Source organism: Roseateles saccharophilus, assembly GCF_031458095.1.
In the GTDB taxonomy this organism is placed as follows: domain Bacteria; phylum Pseudomonadota; class Gammaproteobacteria; order Burkholderiales; family Burkholderiaceae_C; genus Pelomonas; species Pelomonas saccharophila_A.
The window spans coordinates 440,023-455,321 of sequence record NZ_JAVDXU010000004.1 but is presented as its reverse complement, the minus strand read 5'-3'; the positions used below and the strand labels follow the sequence as shown (position 1 = coordinate 455,321).

Sequence of the window (15,299 nt, the reverse complement as noted above, 5' to 3'; positions counted from 1 at the left end):
GTTCGCCTCCTCAGAACTTGTAGTTGAACTGGACACCGTAGATGGTGGCCTTGGAGCTGTAGTTGCCGCGCACGGTCGAGTAGGCGCAGTTGCAAGGCTGCGTGCCGTCGCCGTCGTCGGTCGCGTTCATCGATGCGTCCTTCAGCTTCACATGGCCGAAGGAGAAGTCGACGCTGGCGTTGTCCATGAAGGCCCAGTTGGCGCCCAGCGCGTACCAGGTGCGCGCCGCATCGGGCAGGGCCGGACTGCGCGTTGCCGAAGGCACGGGCGACATGTCCTTGCTGAAGCCGGTGCGCAGCAGCAGCGAAGGCAGGACCTTCCATTGCGCACCGACGGAGACCTTGGTGCTGTCCTTCCAGTGCTCGGCGGTGGTGGAGTCGGCGGTCGAGTTCGCGAAGTCGATGACCAGCTGCTTCAGGCGCGAATCGCGCGTGATCGTGAAGTCGCCCATCACGGCGATGGTCGGCGTCAGCTGCTGGAAGCCGTGGATGGACAGCGACTCGGGTGTGCGCACCGCGAGGCTGGCGTCGGAGTCGTTGTGGTCCAGGGCCGACACGCCGTTGTAGGGCGCGGCGGTGATGGCCGCCTGCACGGTGGCCGGCAAGTTGCTGGGCTGAGTCCAGTCGGCGTGGCCCTTGAGCTTGTGGCCGACGCTGCTGCGATAGCTCAGGCCGACGCGCGTGCCGGCGGCCGGTTCCCACAGCAGGGCGACGTTGAAGCCCAGGCCCCAGTCCTTGCCGTTGACGGCGATGGAGCCGTCGTAGCTTGGGTCGCCGAAGATCTGTGCGGCCTGCTGCTGGAGCTGCAGGGCCAGGCCCGGTGCGCCGGCGGCGGCGGCCTGGTGGGCTGCGTTCAACAGGCCCGCCGCATAGACGGAGGCATAGGGCACTGCGCGGCGCAGCTTGCCTTCCATGTACTGCAGGTTCAGGCCGGCCGCCAGCGACAGCTCGGGCGTGGCCTTCCAGGCCACGTTCGGGTTGATCGACAGGGACTTCAGCTCGACCGATTGCAGGTTGTAGCGCCCACCCCAGTTGGCCGGGTAGTTGAGCTTGGTGCCCCAGGGTACGAACACGCCCAGGCCATAGGCCAGGCCGTCTTCACCCTGGTAGCTCAGGTAGGCGTGCGGCACCGGCTGGGCCTTGGCGAAGCTCATCGTGTCGCCCGCGGCGCTGGTCGAGCGCGGCGCGAGGCCGGAGCCCGGCAGGGAGATGTAGGAGCCCTGGTCGGTGAACCTGGTCTTGGGGTCGACGTAGTCGATGACGCCGGAGAAGTTCCAGCCCTTGAGCCGCGTGATGCCGGCCGGGTTGGCGAACAGCGTGCTGGCGTCGGCGGCCTCGGCGCCATTGGCGTTGGCCGTGCCTTCGGCAGCGGCGCTCTGGGTGCCGAAGCGGTAACCCGCAGCCTGGACATTCAGGGCCAGCGGCAGCAGCGCCAGGGCGGCCAGCAACGGGCGCAGCGCGCCCGCGTGACATGGGGTCTTCATGATGGGTTTGTCTCCGTAATCGTGCGTAACCGGCGCGAATTGTGCGCAGCGACGGTGTCACGCGGAGGACAAACCAGCCCAGGGAAACCCTGGACTGGGGAGGACACTCTAGGTGTTGGCCGGGCGCAACCGCTCAACCAACTTAGGGGCTGGACTCAGGCCAAGCGCACGAGCTTGGAACGGGCCCAGTCGTCGGCCACGCGGGCCGGCGTCGAGTCGGCTGCCTGCACGCGCTGCAGCAGCTCTTCCACGCGCTCGGCGATCTTGCTGACCTCGGCCATCACGGCCTTCTCTTCGCCTTCGTTGCGGTACTCGCGGGCCACGCTGATGATGCCGCCGGCATTCACCAGGTAGTCGGGCAGATAGCAGATGCCGCGGCGCTGCAGGGCGTCGCCGTCGGCCGGCGTGGCGAGCTGGTTGTTGGCGGCGCCGGCGATGAGCTTGGCGCGCAGCGTCGGCACGGTCTGCTCGTTCAGCGAGGCGCCGAGAGCACAGGGAGCCAGCACGTCGACATCGACAGCGAGGATGTCCGCCACGCTGACGGCCGTCGCGCCGAATTGCGCCACGGCGCGTTCGACCTTGGCGGCATCCACGTCAGCCACCACCAGTTTGGCGCCGGCCTGGTGCAGGAACTCGGCCAGATGCCAGCCGACGGCGCCCAGGCCCTGCAAGGCGACGCGCACGCCGTCCAGCGACGAGCGGCCCAGCACCAGACGGGCACCGGCCTGGATGGAGACGAAGACGCCCCAGGCCGTCTTGGGGCTGGGGTCGCCACCGAAGGCGCCCTCGCGCGGAATGCCGCTCACATAGGGCGTCACGGCCTGCATGCCGCGCATGTCGGCGGTCGTCGTGCCGACGTCCTCGGCGGTGATGTAGGCGCCGTTCAGCGACTGCACGGCGCGGCCGAAGGCGGCAAACAGGGCAGGGCGATCGAAGGCACCTTCGGGCTTCAGGATGACGGCCTTGCCGCCGCCAAAGGGCAGGTCGGCCAGGGCGTTCTTCAGGCTCATGCCCTGGGACAGGCGCAGCGCGTCGTTCAGCGCGGCGGCTTCGGATTCGTAGTGCCAGAGGCGGCAGCCACCAAAGGCGGGGCCGCGGGCGGTGCTGTGTACGGCGAGGATGGCCTTGAGGCCGGTGGCCGGGTCGGTGGCGAGCAGCACGCGCTCATGGGCGGCTTGCTCGGGCAGGCCGAAGAGGGAGGTCGGGTTCATGCGGTGGGCGCTTTTGGCGCGGCAGTGAGGGAGGGACGGCCGCGCTTTTGGCGCAGCCGGCGGCGATTTTAAGGGGCCTCCACGCCGCGGCCTCGGCAGGCCCGCGGCGCGGTTAACCTTCGCACCCACGAGGACATAGGCGCGGATGACAGCGCCAGGGGAGTTGGACGTGCGGGCCCTGTTGATCGACGACGAGGATCTGGTGCTGGAGGGGCTGGAGGCTTTCCTCCAGGTGAGCATGCCCGACCTCAGCCTGGACAAGACCAGCGAGCTGGCGGTGGCCGTCGAGCTGGCGGCCAAGGTGCCCTATGAGCTGACGCTGCTGGACTGGCATCTGACGGGTGCGGACGGGCGGCAGCAGGATGGCCGGGCGGTCATCGAAGCCCTGCGCGCCGGCGGCTCGCGGGCCCCCATCCTCGTCGTGTCGGGCGGCGACCCGACGCCGTGGCCGGAGCGGGTGTTCGAGCTGGGGCTGGCCGGCTTCGTGCCCAAGCGGGCCAGCGGCGCCACGCTGCTCCAGGCGATCCGCATCGCACTGGACGGCGGCGTCTTCCTGCTGGACCGGGCGCTGCAGCAGCGCGCCGGGGTGGCGGTCAAGCCGCCAGCGGCCCCGACGGTTCCGACCGACGATGCGGCTTCCCTGCAACTGCGTTTTCCCGCGCTGACGGAACGCCAGGCCGAGGTCTTTCGCATCATGCTGCGCGGCGCGAGCAACAAGGAGATCGCCCGTGAGCTCGACATCGGCGTCAACACCGTGCACACCCATGTGCGCGGCGTGCTGGCGGCCGTGGGGGCGCAGCGCCGCGGCGAGGCGGTGTTCCGCGTCGTCGGCGGGCAGGGATGACAGCGGGCGACGTGCAGTCGGCCCTGGCGCGCCGGCTGTTCATGGCGCGCACCCAGACGCTGCGCTCGCAGTGGCCCATCGCCATCTCGCACGCCGTCGTGGCCTGGGTGTTGTGGCGCGATGGCCTGGCCATGGCCGCCGTGGCCTGGTTCCTCACGATCACGGCGGTCAACCTCGCGCGCAGCCTGCATCTGCTGCGGCTGAACGGCGCCACTGAAGCAGACGCGCAGCGCGCGACCCGCGTGGCGCGCAACTGGCTGGTCGTCATCGGCCTGCTGCGGCCGATTCCGGTGCTGCTGACGCTGCTCGGCCACAGCGTCGAGGGCTTCTACCTGATCACCATGATCATGCTGGGCCTCACCGTGGGCGGCGTGTCCAACCTGGCGGGTCTGACGCGCCTGTACGACGTCTGGTCCGCGCCGCTGTTCCTCGCCTTCTGTGGCGTCTGGCTGGCCCGCGCCGACATCGAGGGCGCGGCCATCGCGCTGCTGCTGGGGATGATGTTCTTCCTGCTGCGGACTTTCGTGCGCGACTACGGCGCCGTGCTGGCCCGCGAGATGACCTGGGCCGAGCAATTGCGCGTGGAACGCGACCGCGCCGAGGAGGCCATCGTGGCCCGGGGGCGCTTCTTCGCCGCCGCCAGCCACGACCTGCGCCAACCCATTGCGGCCATGCGCTGGTATGGCGAAGCGGTCGAGGAGCATGCGCGGCTGCTGGACCATGCGGGGCTCAGGCAGATCGGCGAAGGCATTGCGCGGGCGATGGCGCGGGCCGATCCGCTGCTGGCGCAATACCTGGAAATCTCGCGATTGGAGGCGCACGAGACCGCCTTGCCGCTCAGCAACGTCGACCTCGGCGCGCTGTTGCGCCAGACGGCCGAGGCCTGGGAGCCGCAGGCCCGCGAGCGCGGCCTGGGCCTGGCGCTCAGGCTGCCCGACGGGGTGCCGCTGGCCCTGGGCGACGAGGCCGCTCTGCGGCGCATCCTCGACAACCTGGTGGCCAACGCCATCAAGTTCACGCCGGCGGGCGTCGTGACCTTGGCGGCCGAGACAGCGGGACCGGGCCGCTGGCGGGTCAGCGTCAGCGATACCGGCATTGGCATCGCCGCCGAGGACCAGGGCCAGGTTTTCGACGACTTCTTCCAGATCGGCAATGCCGCGCGTGTCAGCGACAAGGGCGTGGGCCTGGGCCTGTCCATCGCCCGCCGCCATGCCGAGCGCCTGGGCAGTTCGCTGCGGCTGACCAGCGCCTTGGGGCAGGGCAGCCGCTTCGAGTTCGAGCTGGCGGCGGCCGACGGCGAGCCCCCGCCCGCGACCGCGCCTGCCGACGAGCCGTCGTTGCCAGCTGGCCTGAAGGTCCTCGTCGTCGATGACGATGTCGACGTTCAGCAGGCCTTGAAGGCGCGCCTGCAGGCGAGGGGCTGGACGGTGCAGACGGCCTCGGCCTTGGGCGAGGCCCTGGGGCTCTGGCGCGACGGCTTCTTGCCTGACATCGTGCTCGCCGACTACCGCCTCGGGGACGAGCACACCGGTGCCGAACTGATTGCGGCGCTGCGCGGCGAAGGCTGCGAGGCGCCGGCCCTCATCATCACCGGCGATACCGCGCCGGACCGCCTGGCCGAGCTGGCCCGCAGCGGGGTGGAGGTGCTGCACAAGCCGGTCAGCGACGCCTTGCTGGTGCAGGCGCTGGGGCGGCTGCTGGCCAGGGCACCCGCCTGACGGCTCAGGGTCCCTGGAAACCGCCGCTGCGCAGCGTGAGTACCAGGGTGTCGCGCCAGCCGCGCTCGCCGGCGGCCAGGGGCTGGATGGGCGTCGTCTCGTGGATGACGCGGGCGTCGTCCAGCAGCAGCGTCGTCCAGGGCTGGGTCATGGTGAAGCGCTGGCCGGCCGGGCCGGCAGCGTCGAAGACGCGCGACTCGCCGCCCTTGATGCCATGGCGGCCGACGAAGAGCACGGCGACGAGGTCGACGCCATCGCGGTGGGCACCCTCGGGCGTGGGGCGCCCGATGCCGTCGCTGGTGTCGATGCGAAACGGGTGGGCCTCGATGAACCAGGCCTGCTCGCCCTTAAGCGCCGAGGCGATCCGGGCCAGGCCCAGCAGCAGGGCCGTCCAGGCGGGTGAAGTGACCATCTCCTGGGCCAGCGGCACGAACCAGCGCTGGATGCCGCCGTGCAGGGCGTTGTAGTCCAGCGGCTGCCAATGGGCGCGGTGGGGCGCCAGCGTCAGCGTGCCTCCCTCGGCGACGAAGCAGCCATGGCGGCGGAAGCGGTAGCGACCGCCGTCGCGCAGATAGCCGTCGGGCGGCAGGTCGTCCCAGCAAGGCTTGAGGCTGTCGAGGTCGACGGCCGAGACGCCCAGCACACCGAGCGAACTCGGCGCCAGCACGGCCTCGCCATCGCGCCTGAGCGCTTCGACCAGTTCAGCGGCAGGAGTCCACGGCGGCTCGAACATCAGTGTTTATCGGCTTCAGAGGTGAAGGCATCCGCATAGAACTCTTCATCCGGCAGCTTGCACTGCGCGACGAAGTCCTTGTGCGCGGACTCGACCATGATGGGCGCGCCACAGGCATAGACCTGATGGCCGGAAAGATCGGGGTGATCTTGCATGACGGCGCGGTGGACGAAGCCGGTGCGGCCCGTCCAGCCGGCCTCGGGCTCGGACAGCACGGGCACATAGGTCAGCGTCGGCCCACCGTTCCCAGATTCTGCGGCGATCTGCGCGGCCCAGTCGTTCAGATAGAGGTCGGCCTGCTTGCGCGCGCCCCAGTACAGCACCATGGGCCGCTTGGACTCGATATGGCGGGCGCGCTCGATGATGGCCTTGATGGGCGCGAAGCCCGTGCCGCTGGCCAGCAGCACGATGGGCTTGTCGCTGTCCTCGCGCAGGAAGAAGCTGCCGAAGGGACCTTCCATGCGCAGGATGTCCTTCTCCTTGAGCGCACCGAAGACGTGATCCGTAAACTTGCCGCCGGGCATGTGGCGGATGTGCAGCTCGATCTGGCCCGGCAGCGTGTGCGGCGCATTGGCCATGGAGTAGCTGCGGCGCGAGCCGTCGCGCAGGATGAACTCGACATACTGGCCGGCGCGGAACTGGAAGTTCTGGTTGGCAGCCAGCTGCATGGTCAGCACGGCCACGTCGGCGGCGGGGCGCAGGATGGTGGTCACGCGGCTGGGCAGCTTCAGCACCGGGAACTCGCCGGCGCCGGGCACGGTGCGGGCCTCGATGGTGCAGTCGGTCTGCGGGCGGGCGCAGCAGGTCAGCACGAAGCCGGCAGCCTCCTCCTCGGCCGACAGGGCCTTGGGCTGGTGGTTGCCGTGGATGACGGCGCCTTCGAGCAGCTTGCTCTTGCAGGAGCCGCAGGCGCCGTCCTTGCAGCCATAGGGCAGGCCGACGCCGTTGCGGATGGCGGCGGCAAGCAGGGTGTCGTCGCCCTCGGTCTGGTAGACGCGGCCGGCGGGCTGGATGGTGATCTGATGGGACATAGGCCTTAAAAAGCAGCGGCCCCGCAGGTCGTTCCCGGGGCCGTAGACTGCCCGCCATTTTGCCGCACCCCTGGCATGACCCCACGACTGTTGATCATTGGCTGCGGCGACGTCGGCCTGCGTGTGTTGAAGCTGCTGTCCGGCCGCTGGCGCGTGCTGGCGCTGACATCGAGCTCTGCGCGTTCTGCGGAGCTGCGCGCGGCGGGTGCCGTGCCGCTGGTCGGAAACCTGGACGAACCGTCGACGCTGGCTCGGCTGGCCGGCCTGGCCGACCTCGTGCTGCACCTGGCGCCGCCTGCGCGGGATGGCGCCACGGACGAGCGCACGCGCCACCTGCTCGCCGCTCTCGCACGCAGGCCGCCGGCGGCCCTCGTCTACGCGAGCACGACCGGCGTCTACGGCGACTGCGGCGGCGACTTCATCGACGAGACGCGGGCTCTGAATCCGGCGACCGACCGCGCCATGCGCCGCGTCGATGCCGAGGCCCAGCTGCGCGCCTTCGGCCGCCGCCACGGCACGCGCATCAGCCTGCTGCGCATCCCCGGCATCTACGCGCGTGACCGCGAGGGCGGCCATCCGCGTGAGCGCCTGGCACGTGGCACGCCGGTGCTCAGGCGTGAGGACGATGTCTACACCAACCACATCCATGCCGACGACCTGGCTCACGCCTGCCTGCTCGCGCTGCTGCGCGGCCTGCCTCAGCGTGCCGTCAATGTCTGCGATGACAGCCAGTTGCTGATGGGGGACTACTTCGACCTCGCCGCCGACTTGGGCGCCCTGCCGCGGCCCGCGCGCATCACTCGCGCCGAGGCGGGCGAGACCATGAGCGCGATGCAGCTGAGCTTCTGGAGCGAATCGCGCCGGCTGGTCAACACCCGGCTCAAGCGCGAGTTGCGCCTGAGTCTGCGTTACCCAACGCCGCGGGAAGGCCTCTAGCCACGCCGGCGCGGCGAGCGCCAGTGGCGGATCAGCAGCCAGGCGCCCAGCATGCCGCCCAGGTGGGCGAAATGGGCGATACCGCTGCTGCGGCTGAAGCCGAGGATGAGTTCCAGCCCGCCGAAGATGGCGACGAAGTACTTGGCCTTCATCGGGATGGGCGGGATCAGCGGCACGATGATGCGGTTGGGGAACAGCATGCCGAAGGACAGCAGCAGGCCGAAGATGGCGCCCGAGGCGCCCACCGTGGGCGACCGTGCGCCGATGACCCAGGTGAAGATCAGCTGCACGATGGCAGCGCTCAGCGTGCTGGCGACCAGGATCAGCGTATAGCGCTTGGGGCCCCAGACGCGCTCCAGCTCGCCCCCGAACATCCACAGGCCCAGCATATTGAACAGCAGATGCGTGAAGTCGCCGTGCAGGAAGGCATAGGTCAGCAACTGCCAGGGCATGAACAGGCCCGAAGCCACCGGCCAGAGCTCAAACCACAGCGCGAGGAGCGGGAAAAGCTCGAAGAAGCAGAAGAAGCCGACGCAAGCCAGCAGGAAGGCTTTGGTGACCGAAGGCAGCGGGGGCATGAGAGCGCGGCTGTGCGCCGGGAAAGGGCGCCTGCACCGGGAGGGGCGGTGCTTACCGTTTTGAGTATGCCAGGGACTGGCGGCTGTTTCTGTTGGTGCCTCGGGCCGGACTCGAACCGGCACACCTTGCGGCGGGGGATTTTGAGTCCCCTGCGTCTACCGATTTCGCCACCGAGGCCCGTCGGAAACAGCTTGTCTCGCCATTGCAGCGAGGGGCTGGATTATGCACTCGCCAAGGCTCGGGGTTTGAAGCCGCTGCCACAATCGCTTGCATGAACTACCCGACCCTCGAAGACGTCATCGGCGCGACCCCCCTGGTGCGCCTGCAGCGGCTGCTCGGCGACGATGCGCGCGGCAATGTGGTGCTGGCCAAGCTGGAAGGCAATAACCCGGCCGGTTCCGTGAAGGATCGCCCCGCCATCAGCATGATCAAGCGTGCCGAGGAGCGCGGCGAGATCAAGCCGGGCGACACGCTGATCGAGGCGACCTCGGGCAATACCGGCATCGCCCTGGCCATGGCGGCGGCCATCCGCGGCTATCGCATGGTGCTGATCATGCCGGAGGACCTGTCCATCGAGCGTGCCCAGACCATGAAGGCCTTTGGCGCCGAGCTCATCCTGACGCCCAAGACCGGCGGCATGGAATACGCCCGCGACCTGGCCGAGCAGATGCAGAACGAGGGCAAGGGCCGGGTGCTTGACCAGTTCGCCAATGCCGACAACCCCCGCGTGCACTATGAGACCACCGGCCCCGAGCTGTGGAAGGACACGGGCGGCCGGATCACCCATTTCGTCAGCGCCATGGGCACGACGGGCACCATCACCGGCGTGTCGCGCTTCCTGAAGGAAAAGAACCCGGCCGTGCGCATCGTCGGCGCCCAGCCGGCGGAGGGCTCGCGCATCCCGGGCATCCGCAAATGGCCCGAGGCCTATCTGCCCAAGATCTACGACCCCAGCGGCGTGGACGAGCTGGTGCTGGTGAGCCAGAGTGACGCCGAGGACATGGCGCGCCGGCTGGCCCGCGAGGAAGGCCTGTTCGCTGGCATCTCGGCGGCGGGCGCCTGCTGGGTGGCCCTGCAGATTGCGCGCCGCGTCGAGAACGCGACCATCGCCTTCGTCGTCTGCGACCGCGGCGACCGCTATCTGTCGACGGGCGTCTTCCCTGCATGAAGCCTTACCGCTTCTGTCCCGACTGCGCGACCGAGCTGGCCCTGATCACCCAGGCCGAGGATGGTGGCGACAAGGAGAGGCTGCGCTGCCCGGCCTGCGGCTTCACGCACTGGAACAACCCGACGCCGGTGCTGGCCGCCGTCATCGAATGCACCGACCGCGACGGCCAGGTGCTGCTGGCCCGCAACGCGGCCTGGCCGGGGCGCTTCTTCGGCCTGATCACCGGCTTCATGGAGGCGGGCGAGTCGCCCGAGGACGGCATCCGCCGCGAGATCGCCGAGGAGACTTCGCTGCAGGTCGATGCCCTGAACCTGCTGGGCGTCTGGGATTTCCAGCGCATGAACCAGATCATCATTGCCTACCATGCGGCGGCACGCGGCGAGATCAAGCTGTCGCCCGAGCTGGCCGAGTACAAGCTGATTGCGCCCGAGGACGTGCGCTGCTGGCCGCAAGGGACGGGCCAGGCGCTGGCGACTTGGCTGCGGTCCAAAGGCATCGAGCCCCAGTGGCTCGATCTGAAGTGAGAATCACGCCATGGACGTCCAACGCGAGATCGACACCCGGGGCCTGAACTGCCCCCTGCCCATCCTGAAGGCCAAGAAGGCCCTGGCCGAGATGCAGAGCGGCGAGCTGCTGCGTGTCGTGGCGACCGACCCGAGCTCGACGCGCGACTTCCAGGCCTTTGCGCGCCAGACGGGCAATGAACTCGTGGCCCAGGAGACCCGGGCCGACGAGTTCATCCACGTGCTGCGCCGTCGCTGAGCAAGCCTGAGTCGGTGGGGGACAGAGCGGCTCGCTGCGCTCGCTCGGTCAGTCCCTCAAGGCCTTAGAGATCCAGGCCCTGCAGGAACTCCTTGAAGCCCGGGCCCAGTTGCGGGTGGGCCAGCGCCAGTTCGACATTGGCCTGCAGAAAGCCTTCCTTGCTGCCGCAGTCATAGCGCTTGCCTTCGTAGCGATAGGCAAACACCTTTTCGCGGCGCAGCAGGCCGGCGATGCCATCGGTCAGCTGGATCTCGCCGCCCACGCCGCGCGGCTGGTTGGCGATCTCGTGGAAGACGCCTGGTGTCAGGATGTAGCGGCCGGCCACGCCCAGGCGCGAGGGTGCCACCTCGGGGGCAGGCTTCTCGACGATGCGGTTCACGTCCATCAGGTGGTCGTTGACCTGGGTGCCGGCGACGATGCCGTAGCGGCGGGTGTGTTCGGCGGGCACTTCCTGCACCGCCAGGATGGAGGCGCGCCAGTCGGCGAACTGCTCGACCATCTGCTTCAGGATGGGGGTCTCGCCCACCATCAGGTCATCGGCCAGCAGCACGGCAAAGGGCTCGTTGCCTACCAGGCGCTGGCCGCAGAGCACGGCGTGTCCCAGACCCAGGGCCTGGGCCTGGCGCACGTAGATGCATTCCATGTCATCGGGCTTGACCGAGCGCACCACGTCCAGCAGGTCCTGCTTGCCCGAGTTCTCGAGGGCCACCTCGAGCTCGAAGGTCATGTCGAAATGGTCTTCGATGGGGCGCTTGTGGCGGCCGGTGACGAAGATCATCTCGCGCACGCCGGCGGCATAGGCTTCTTCCACCGCATACTGGATCAGCGGCTTGTCGACGACGGGCAGCATCTCCTTGGGCTGGGCCTTGGTGGCCGGCAGGAAGCGGGTGCCGAGGCCGGCGACCGGGAAGATGGCTTTGGTGATCGGCGATTTGGGCGAGGAGGCCATGGGCATACACTGGTTTGACAGGGTCGCGAAGATTGTGTCACGGGGGTTGTGACGCTTTTGCCCCTGGAGTCGGGCACATACAAACAATGACAGTCCTGATCCTGGAACCGTTGGAAGCCGAGGTGGTGCAGTGGCTGGCCGAGCGCCATGACGCGCGCTTTGCGCCTGAACTGGTGGGTGATCCCGAAGGCCTGATCGAGGCCTTGCAGGATTCGCGCGCCCTGGTGGCGCCACCCGAGGTTCCCATCGACGCCGAACTGCTGCGCGCCGCGCCGGCGCTGCGAGCCATCGGCCGCGCCAGCGGCGGCGCCGAGAACATCGATGTCGAGGCTTGCCGCAAGGCCGGCGTGGAGGTGGTGCGCTCCCAGTCGTCCACGGCCAGCGCCGAGGCGGAGTTCGCCATCGGGGCCCTGCTCAGCCTGCTCAGGCGCGTGCCGGTGGAGGGCAGCGATGGCCTCAAGGTTGGCCGCGAGCTGGGCTGCTCGACCATAGGCGTGCTGGGCATGACGCCGACGGCCCAGGTGCTGACCCAGTTGCTGCATGCCTTCGGCTCGCGCGTCATCGGCTATGACCCCGGCCTGCACCCCAGCGACGCGACCTGGACGCGCTGGGGCATAGACGCGGTTTCGCTGAGCGAACTGGTCGAGCAAAGCGACGGCCTGGTGCTGCTGCAGCCCTACTTCCCGCGCTTTCGCGGCCTGGTTGGCGACCGCCAGCTGGAAAACGTGCGGGCCGGCCAGGTGCTGGTCGGACTGAGCCAGTCCGGCGTCGTCGACGAAGCGGCGCTGGGCCGGGCCCTGCGCAGCGGCAAGCTGCGCGCGGCCTGGTTCGACAGCCTGGAGCCGGGTTGGCTGGAGGCGGGTCGGCCCCTGCACGGCATCTCGACGCTGCAGGTCACGCCGCGGCTGGCGGGCACGACGCGCGAGTCGCGCGTGCGCGCTGCCTGGGCGGTGGCGCGGGGCCTGGACGAACTGCTGGGCGCGCCGTCCAGCGGCAAGAAGAAGGCCGCCAAGAAGGCGGCCGTCGACTACTACTAGGCCGGGATCAGGCCGGCAGGCGGGCGAGCTGCTCGCGCAGCCGCACCACGGTTTCCTTGAAGCCGGCAACGCGGGCGCGCTCCTGCTCGACGACAGCGGCCGGCGCACGGGCGACAAAGCTCTCATTGCCCAGCTTGGCCTCGGCCTTGACGATCTCGCCTTCGAGACGGGTCGCTTCCTTGGTCAGGCGGGCCCGCTCCGCCTCGACGTCGATCTCGACCTTCAGCGCCAGCTTGGCGGCGCCATGCACCAGCACCGGCGAGGTGGCGCTTTGCTTGGCGAACTCGGCCTCGTCGGCGATCAGCTCGACGGCACTGAGCTTGGCCAGCACCTTGAGCACGGCAGCAGCCTCGGTCAGGAAAGACAGGTCGCCACCCACCAGCAGCGGCACGCGCTCGGCGGGGCTCAGGGCCATCTCGCTGCGCAGGCTGCGCGTCGTGCCGACCACTTCCTTGAGCTGGGCCACCCAGGCGTCAGCAGCGGCATCGATGCGCTCCAACTGGGCCACGGGGTAGGGCGCCTGGCCGATGTAGTCGGTCGCCTTGCGGCCGGCCACGGGGGCCACGGTCTGCCACAGCTCTTCGGTGATGAAGGGGGCGATGGGGTGGAGCAGGCGCAGCGTGGTTTCCAGCACGCGGATCAGTGTGCGGCGGGTGGCGCGCTGCTGGCCTTCGTCGCCGGTCTGGATCTGCACCTTGGCGATTTCCAGGTACCAGTCGCAGTACTCGTCCCAGACGAAGCTGTAGATGGCGTTGGCGACGTTGTCGAGGCGGTACTCGGCAAAGCCCTGGGCCACGGCCGCTTCGACGCGCTGCAGTTCGCTGCTGATCCAGCGGTCGGCCTGGCTGAACTTGTTGTAGCCCGGCGGGCAGGCGCCCTGGTCGTGCGCGAGGCCGCAGTCCTGGCCTTCGGTGTTCATCAGCACGAAGCGGGTCGCGTTCCAGAGCTTGTTGCAGAAGTTGCGGTAGCCCTCGCAGCGCTTGGTGTCGAAGTTGATGTTGCGGCCCAGGCTCGCGTAGCTGGCCATCGTGAAGCGCAGTGCGTCGGCGCCATAGGCCGGCATGCCTTCGGGGAATTCCTTCTTTACGCGGGCGGCGACCTTGGGCGCCGTCTCGGGCTTGCGCAGGCCGACCGTCGATTTGGCCGTGAGCGTCTCCAGGTCGCAGCCCTGGATGAGGTCGACCGGGTCCAGCACATTGCCCTCGGACTTGCTCATCTTCTGGCCCTGGGAGTCGCGCACCAGGCCGTGGATGTAGACGTCCTTGAAGGGCACCTGGCCCGTGAAGTGGGTCGTCATCATGATCATCCGGGCGACCCAGAAGAAGATGATGTCGTAGCCGGTCACGAGGACGGAGGAGGGCAGGAAGAGCTCCTGCTCCAGCGTCTTCTGCGGCCAGCCCAGCGTCGAGAAGGGCACCAGGGCCGAGGAGTACCAGGTGTCCAGCACGTCGGGGTCGCGCGTCAGCTCGCCCAGGTAGCCGGCGGCCTTGGCGCGGGCCTGGGCTTCCTCTTCGCTGCGTGCGACGAAAAGCTCGCCGCCCGTGCCATACCAGGCCGGGATCTGGTGGCCCCACCACAGCTGGCGCGAGATGCACCAGTCCTGCAGATTGCCCATCCAGTGGTTGTAGGTGTTGACCCACTGCTCGGGGTGGAACTTGACCGCGCCGGTCTCGACGGCGGCAATCGCCTTGTCGGCAATGCTCTTGCCATCGGCGCTCGGCTTGGTGACGGCGACAAACCACTGGTCGGTCAGCATGGGCTCGATGACCTGGCCGGTGCGCTCGCAGCGCGGCACCTGCAGCTTGTGCTTCTTGACCTCGACGAGCAGGCCCTGCGCCTCCAGGTCGGCGACGACGCGCTTGCGGGCGACGAAGCGGTCCAGGCCGCGGTAGGTCTCGGGGGCGTTGTCGTTGATCTTGGCCTGCAGGTCCAGCACCGCGATCATCGGCAGGTTGTGGCGCTGGCCGACGGCGTAGTCGTTGGTGTCATGCGCGGGCGTGACCTTGACGACGCCGGTGCCGAACTCGCGGTCCACATAGTCGTCGGCAATGACCGGGATCTCACGGTCCGTCAGCGGCAGCTTCACCAGCTTGCCGATCAGGGCCGCATAGCGCTCGTCCTCGGGGTGGACCATGACGGCCACGTCGCCCAGCATGGTCTCGGGGCGGGTCGTGGCGACCACCAAGGAGCCCGAGCCGTCCGCCAGCGGATAGCGGATATGCCACAGCGAGCCGTCCTCTTCCTCGGAGCTGACTTCCAGGTCCGACACGGCGGACTGCAGGATGGGGTCCCAGCTGACCAGGCGCTTGCCGCGGTAGATCAGGCCTTCCTCGAACAGGCGCACAAAGGTCTCGACGACGACGGTCGAGAGCTTTTCGTCCATCGTGAAGTACTCATGGCCCCAGCTGACCGAATCGCCCAGGCGGCGCATCTGGCTGGTGATGGTGTTGCCCGATTCCTGCTTCCAGTCCCAGACACGGGCGACGAAATTCTTGCGGCCCAGGTCATGGCGGCTCTGGCCGGCGGCCTGCAGCTGGCGCTCGACGACGATCTGCGTGGCGATGCCAGCGTGGTCGGTGCCCGGCACCCACAGCGTGTTGTCGCCCTTCATGCGGTGGTAGCGCGTCAGCGAGTCCATCACCGTCTGGTTGAAGGCGTGGCCCATGTGCAGCGTGCCGGTGACGTTCGGCGGCGGCAGCTGGATGCTGAAGGAGGGCTTGGCCGGGTCCAGGGTCGGCTCATAGAGGCCGGCGGCTTCCCACTTGGGGCCCCAATGGGCTTCCAGGGCGGCGGGTTCGAAGGACTTGGCAAGTTCGGTCATCGCGGCGTCGCCCGCTGTGAAGCTGGG

14 protein-coding genes and 1 tRNA gene are annotated in these 15,299 nt (G+C 68.9%); 7 read left to right on the top strand and 8 right to left on the bottom strand.

Annotated elements, in window-relative coordinates; genetic code table 11:
- Positions 1-10: 10 nt before the first annotated feature.
- The gene (locus J2X20_RS24725) at positions 11-1,483 is read right to left on the bottom strand and encodes an OmpP1/FadL family transporter (RefSeq protein ID WP_310271118.1); all 1,473 of its coding nucleotides are present in this window, start codon (positions 1,481-1,483) and stop codon (positions 11-13) included.
- 155 nt (positions 1,484-1,638) lie between these two features.
- A complete protein-coding gene (locus J2X20_RS24720) occupies positions 1,639-2,694 on the bottom strand; it encodes a Leu/Phe/Val dehydrogenase (protein ID WP_310271115.1) in 1,056 nt (351 codons plus the stop codon).
- A gap of 169 nt (positions 2,695-2,863) precedes the next feature.
- Here J2X20_RS24720 and J2X20_RS24715 point away from each other — a divergent pair, with 169 nt between their 5' ends.
- A complete protein-coding gene (locus J2X20_RS24715) occupies positions 2,864-3,538 on the top strand; it encodes a LuxR C-terminal-related transcriptional regulator (RefSeq protein ID WP_310271112.1) in 675 nt (224 codons plus the stop codon).
- Positions 3,535-5,256 carry an ATP-binding response regulator gene (locus tag J2X20_RS24710; protein WP_310271109.1) on the top strand — a complete coding sequence of 574 codons (1,722 nt, stop codon included), beginning with the start codon at positions 3,535-3,537 and terminating at the stop codon, positions 5,254-5,256. Before J2X20_RS24715 ends, J2X20_RS24710 begins: the two co-directional genes overlap by 4 nt.
- Positions 5,257-5,260: 4 nt before the next feature.
- Here J2X20_RS24710 and J2X20_RS24705 read toward each other — a convergent pair whose 3' ends face one another.
- Positions 5,261-5,989 carry a 2OG-Fe dioxygenase family protein gene (locus J2X20_RS24705; RefSeq protein ID WP_310271106.1) on the bottom strand — a complete coding sequence of 243 codons (729 nt, stop codon included), beginning with the start codon at positions 5,987-5,989 and terminating at the stop codon, positions 5,261-5,263.
- Positions 5,989-7,020 (bottom strand): CDP-6-deoxy-delta-3,4-glucoseen reductase, encoded by a 1,032-nt coding sequence (locus tag J2X20_RS24700; protein WP_310271104.1) that lies wholly within the window; start codon positions 7,018-7,020, stop codon positions 5,989-5,991. The genes J2X20_RS24705 and J2X20_RS24700 overlap by 1 nt, the downstream gene beginning before the upstream one ends.
- 75 nt (positions 7,021-7,095) lie before the next feature.
- Here J2X20_RS24700 and J2X20_RS24695 point away from each other — a divergent pair, with 75 nt between their 5' ends.
- A complete protein-coding gene (locus tag J2X20_RS24695) occupies positions 7,096-7,956 on the top strand; it encodes an NAD-dependent epimerase/dehydratase family protein (protein WP_310271100.1) in 861 nt (286 codons plus the stop codon).
- Here J2X20_RS24695 and J2X20_RS24690 read toward each other — a convergent pair.
- Complete coding sequence (locus J2X20_RS24690) at positions 7,953-8,534, bottom strand: rhomboid family intramembrane serine protease (protein WP_310271097.1); 582 nt, start codon at positions 8,532-8,534, stop codon at positions 7,953-7,955. The genes J2X20_RS24695 and J2X20_RS24690 overlap by 4 nt on opposite strands.
- Before the next feature lie 93 nt (positions 8,535-8,627).
- Positions 8,628-8,712: transfer RNA gene (locus tag J2X20_RS24685), tRNA-Leu, on the bottom strand.
- 94 nt (positions 8,713-8,806) lie between these two features.
- On the opposite strand from J2X20_RS24685, the gene cysM reads away from it, so the two are divergent.
- Genes cysM through J2X20_RS24670 form a run of 3 tightly spaced genes read left to right on the top strand, consistent with a single transcriptional unit; the run spans position 8,807 to position 10,465 of the window.
- Positions 8,807-9,703 (top strand): cysteine synthase CysM, encoded by an 897-nt coding sequence (gene cysM / locus J2X20_RS24680; RefSeq protein WP_310271094.1) that lies wholly within the window; start codon positions 8,807-8,809, stop codon positions 9,701-9,703.
- On the top strand, positions 9,700-10,227 hold the full coding sequence (locus tag J2X20_RS24675; protein ID WP_310271090.1) for an NUDIX domain-containing protein: 528 nt from the start codon (positions 9,700-9,702) through the stop codon (positions 10,225-10,227). Before cysM ends, J2X20_RS24675 begins: the two co-directional genes overlap by 4 nt.
- 10 nt (positions 10,228-10,237) lie before the next feature.
- Positions 10,238-10,465, top strand: a complete 228-nt coding sequence (locus J2X20_RS24670) for a sulfurtransferase TusA family protein (protein ID WP_057299823.1) — start codon at positions 10,238-10,240, stop codon at positions 10,463-10,465.
- A gap of 64 nt (positions 10,466-10,529) precedes the next feature.
- On the opposite strand, the gene galU is transcribed toward J2X20_RS24670, so the two are convergent.
- Complete coding sequence (gene galU, locus J2X20_RS24665) at positions 10,530-11,414, bottom strand: UTP--glucose-1-phosphate uridylyltransferase GalU (protein ID WP_409034197.1); 885 nt, start codon at positions 11,412-11,414, stop codon at positions 10,530-10,532.
- Positions 11,415-11,500: 86 nt separating this feature from the next.
- Here galU and J2X20_RS24660 point away from each other — a divergent pair, with 86 nt between their 5' ends.
- Complete coding sequence (locus J2X20_RS24660) at positions 11,501-12,451, top strand: NAD(P)-dependent oxidoreductase (RefSeq protein WP_310271081.1); 951 nt, start codon at positions 11,501-11,503, stop codon at positions 12,449-12,451.
- 7 nt (positions 12,452-12,458) lie between these two features.
- On the opposite strand, the gene J2X20_RS24655 is transcribed toward J2X20_RS24660, so the two are convergent.
- Entirely contained in the window at positions 12,459-15,272 is a 2,814-nt protein-coding gene (locus J2X20_RS24655) for a valine--tRNA ligase (RefSeq protein ID WP_310271078.1), read from the bottom strand.
- Between the last annotated feature and the right edge of the window lie 27 nt (positions 15,273-15,299).

What these genes read in the sequence shown, in the direction of transcription:
- J2X20_RS24660 (WP_310271081.1), top strand. Translation starts at nt 11,501, where the DNA reads ATGACAGTCCTGATCCTGGAACCGTTGGAAGCCGAGGTGGTGCAGTGG.
- J2X20_RS24725 (WP_310271118.1), bottom strand. Translation starts at nt 1,483, where the DNA reads ATGAAGACCCCATGTCACGCGGGCGCGCTGCGCCCGTTGCTGGCCGCC.
- cysM (WP_310271094.1), top strand. Translation starts at nt 8,807, where the DNA reads ATGAACTACCCGACCCTCGAAGACGTCATCGGCGCGACCCCCCTGGTG.
- J2X20_RS24670 (WP_057299823.1), top strand. Translation starts at nt 10,238, where the DNA reads ATGGACGTCCAACGCGAGATCGACACCCGGGGCCTGAACTGCCCCCTG.
- J2X20_RS24700 (WP_310271104.1), bottom strand. Translation starts at nt 7,020, where the DNA reads ATGTCCCATCAGATCACCATCCAGCCCGCCGGCCGCGTCTACCAGACC.
- J2X20_RS24655 (WP_310271078.1), bottom strand. Translation starts at nt 15,272, where the DNA reads ATGACCGAACTTGCCAAGTCCTTCGAACCCGCCGCCCTGGAAGCCCAT.
- J2X20_RS24695 (WP_310271100.1), top strand. Translation starts at nt 7,096, where the DNA reads ATGACCCCACGACTGTTGATCATTGGCTGCGGCGACGTCGGCCTGCGT.
- J2X20_RS24705 (WP_310271106.1), bottom strand. Translation starts at nt 5,989, where the DNA reads ATGTTCGAGCCGCCGTGGACTCCTGCCGCTGAACTGGTCGAAGCGCTC.
- J2X20_RS24690 (WP_310271097.1), bottom strand. Translation starts at nt 8,534, where the DNA reads ATGCCCCCGCTGCCTTCGGTCACCAAAGCCTTCCTGCTGGCTTGCGTC.
- galU (WP_409034197.1), bottom strand. Translation starts at nt 11,414, where the DNA reads ATGGCCTCCTCGCCCAAATCGCCGATCACCAAAGCCATCTTCCCGGTC.
- J2X20_RS24710 (WP_310271109.1), top strand. Translation starts at nt 3,535, where the DNA reads ATGACAGCGGGCGACGTGCAGTCGGCCCTGGCGCGCCGGCTGTTCATG.
- J2X20_RS24720 (WP_310271115.1), bottom strand. Translation starts at nt 2,694, where the DNA reads ATGAACCCGACCTCCCTCTTCGGCCTGCCCGAGCAAGCCGCCCATGAG.
- J2X20_RS24675 (WP_310271090.1), top strand. Translation starts at nt 9,700, where the DNA reads ATGAAGCCTTACCGCTTCTGTCCCGACTGCGCGACCGAGCTGGCCCTG.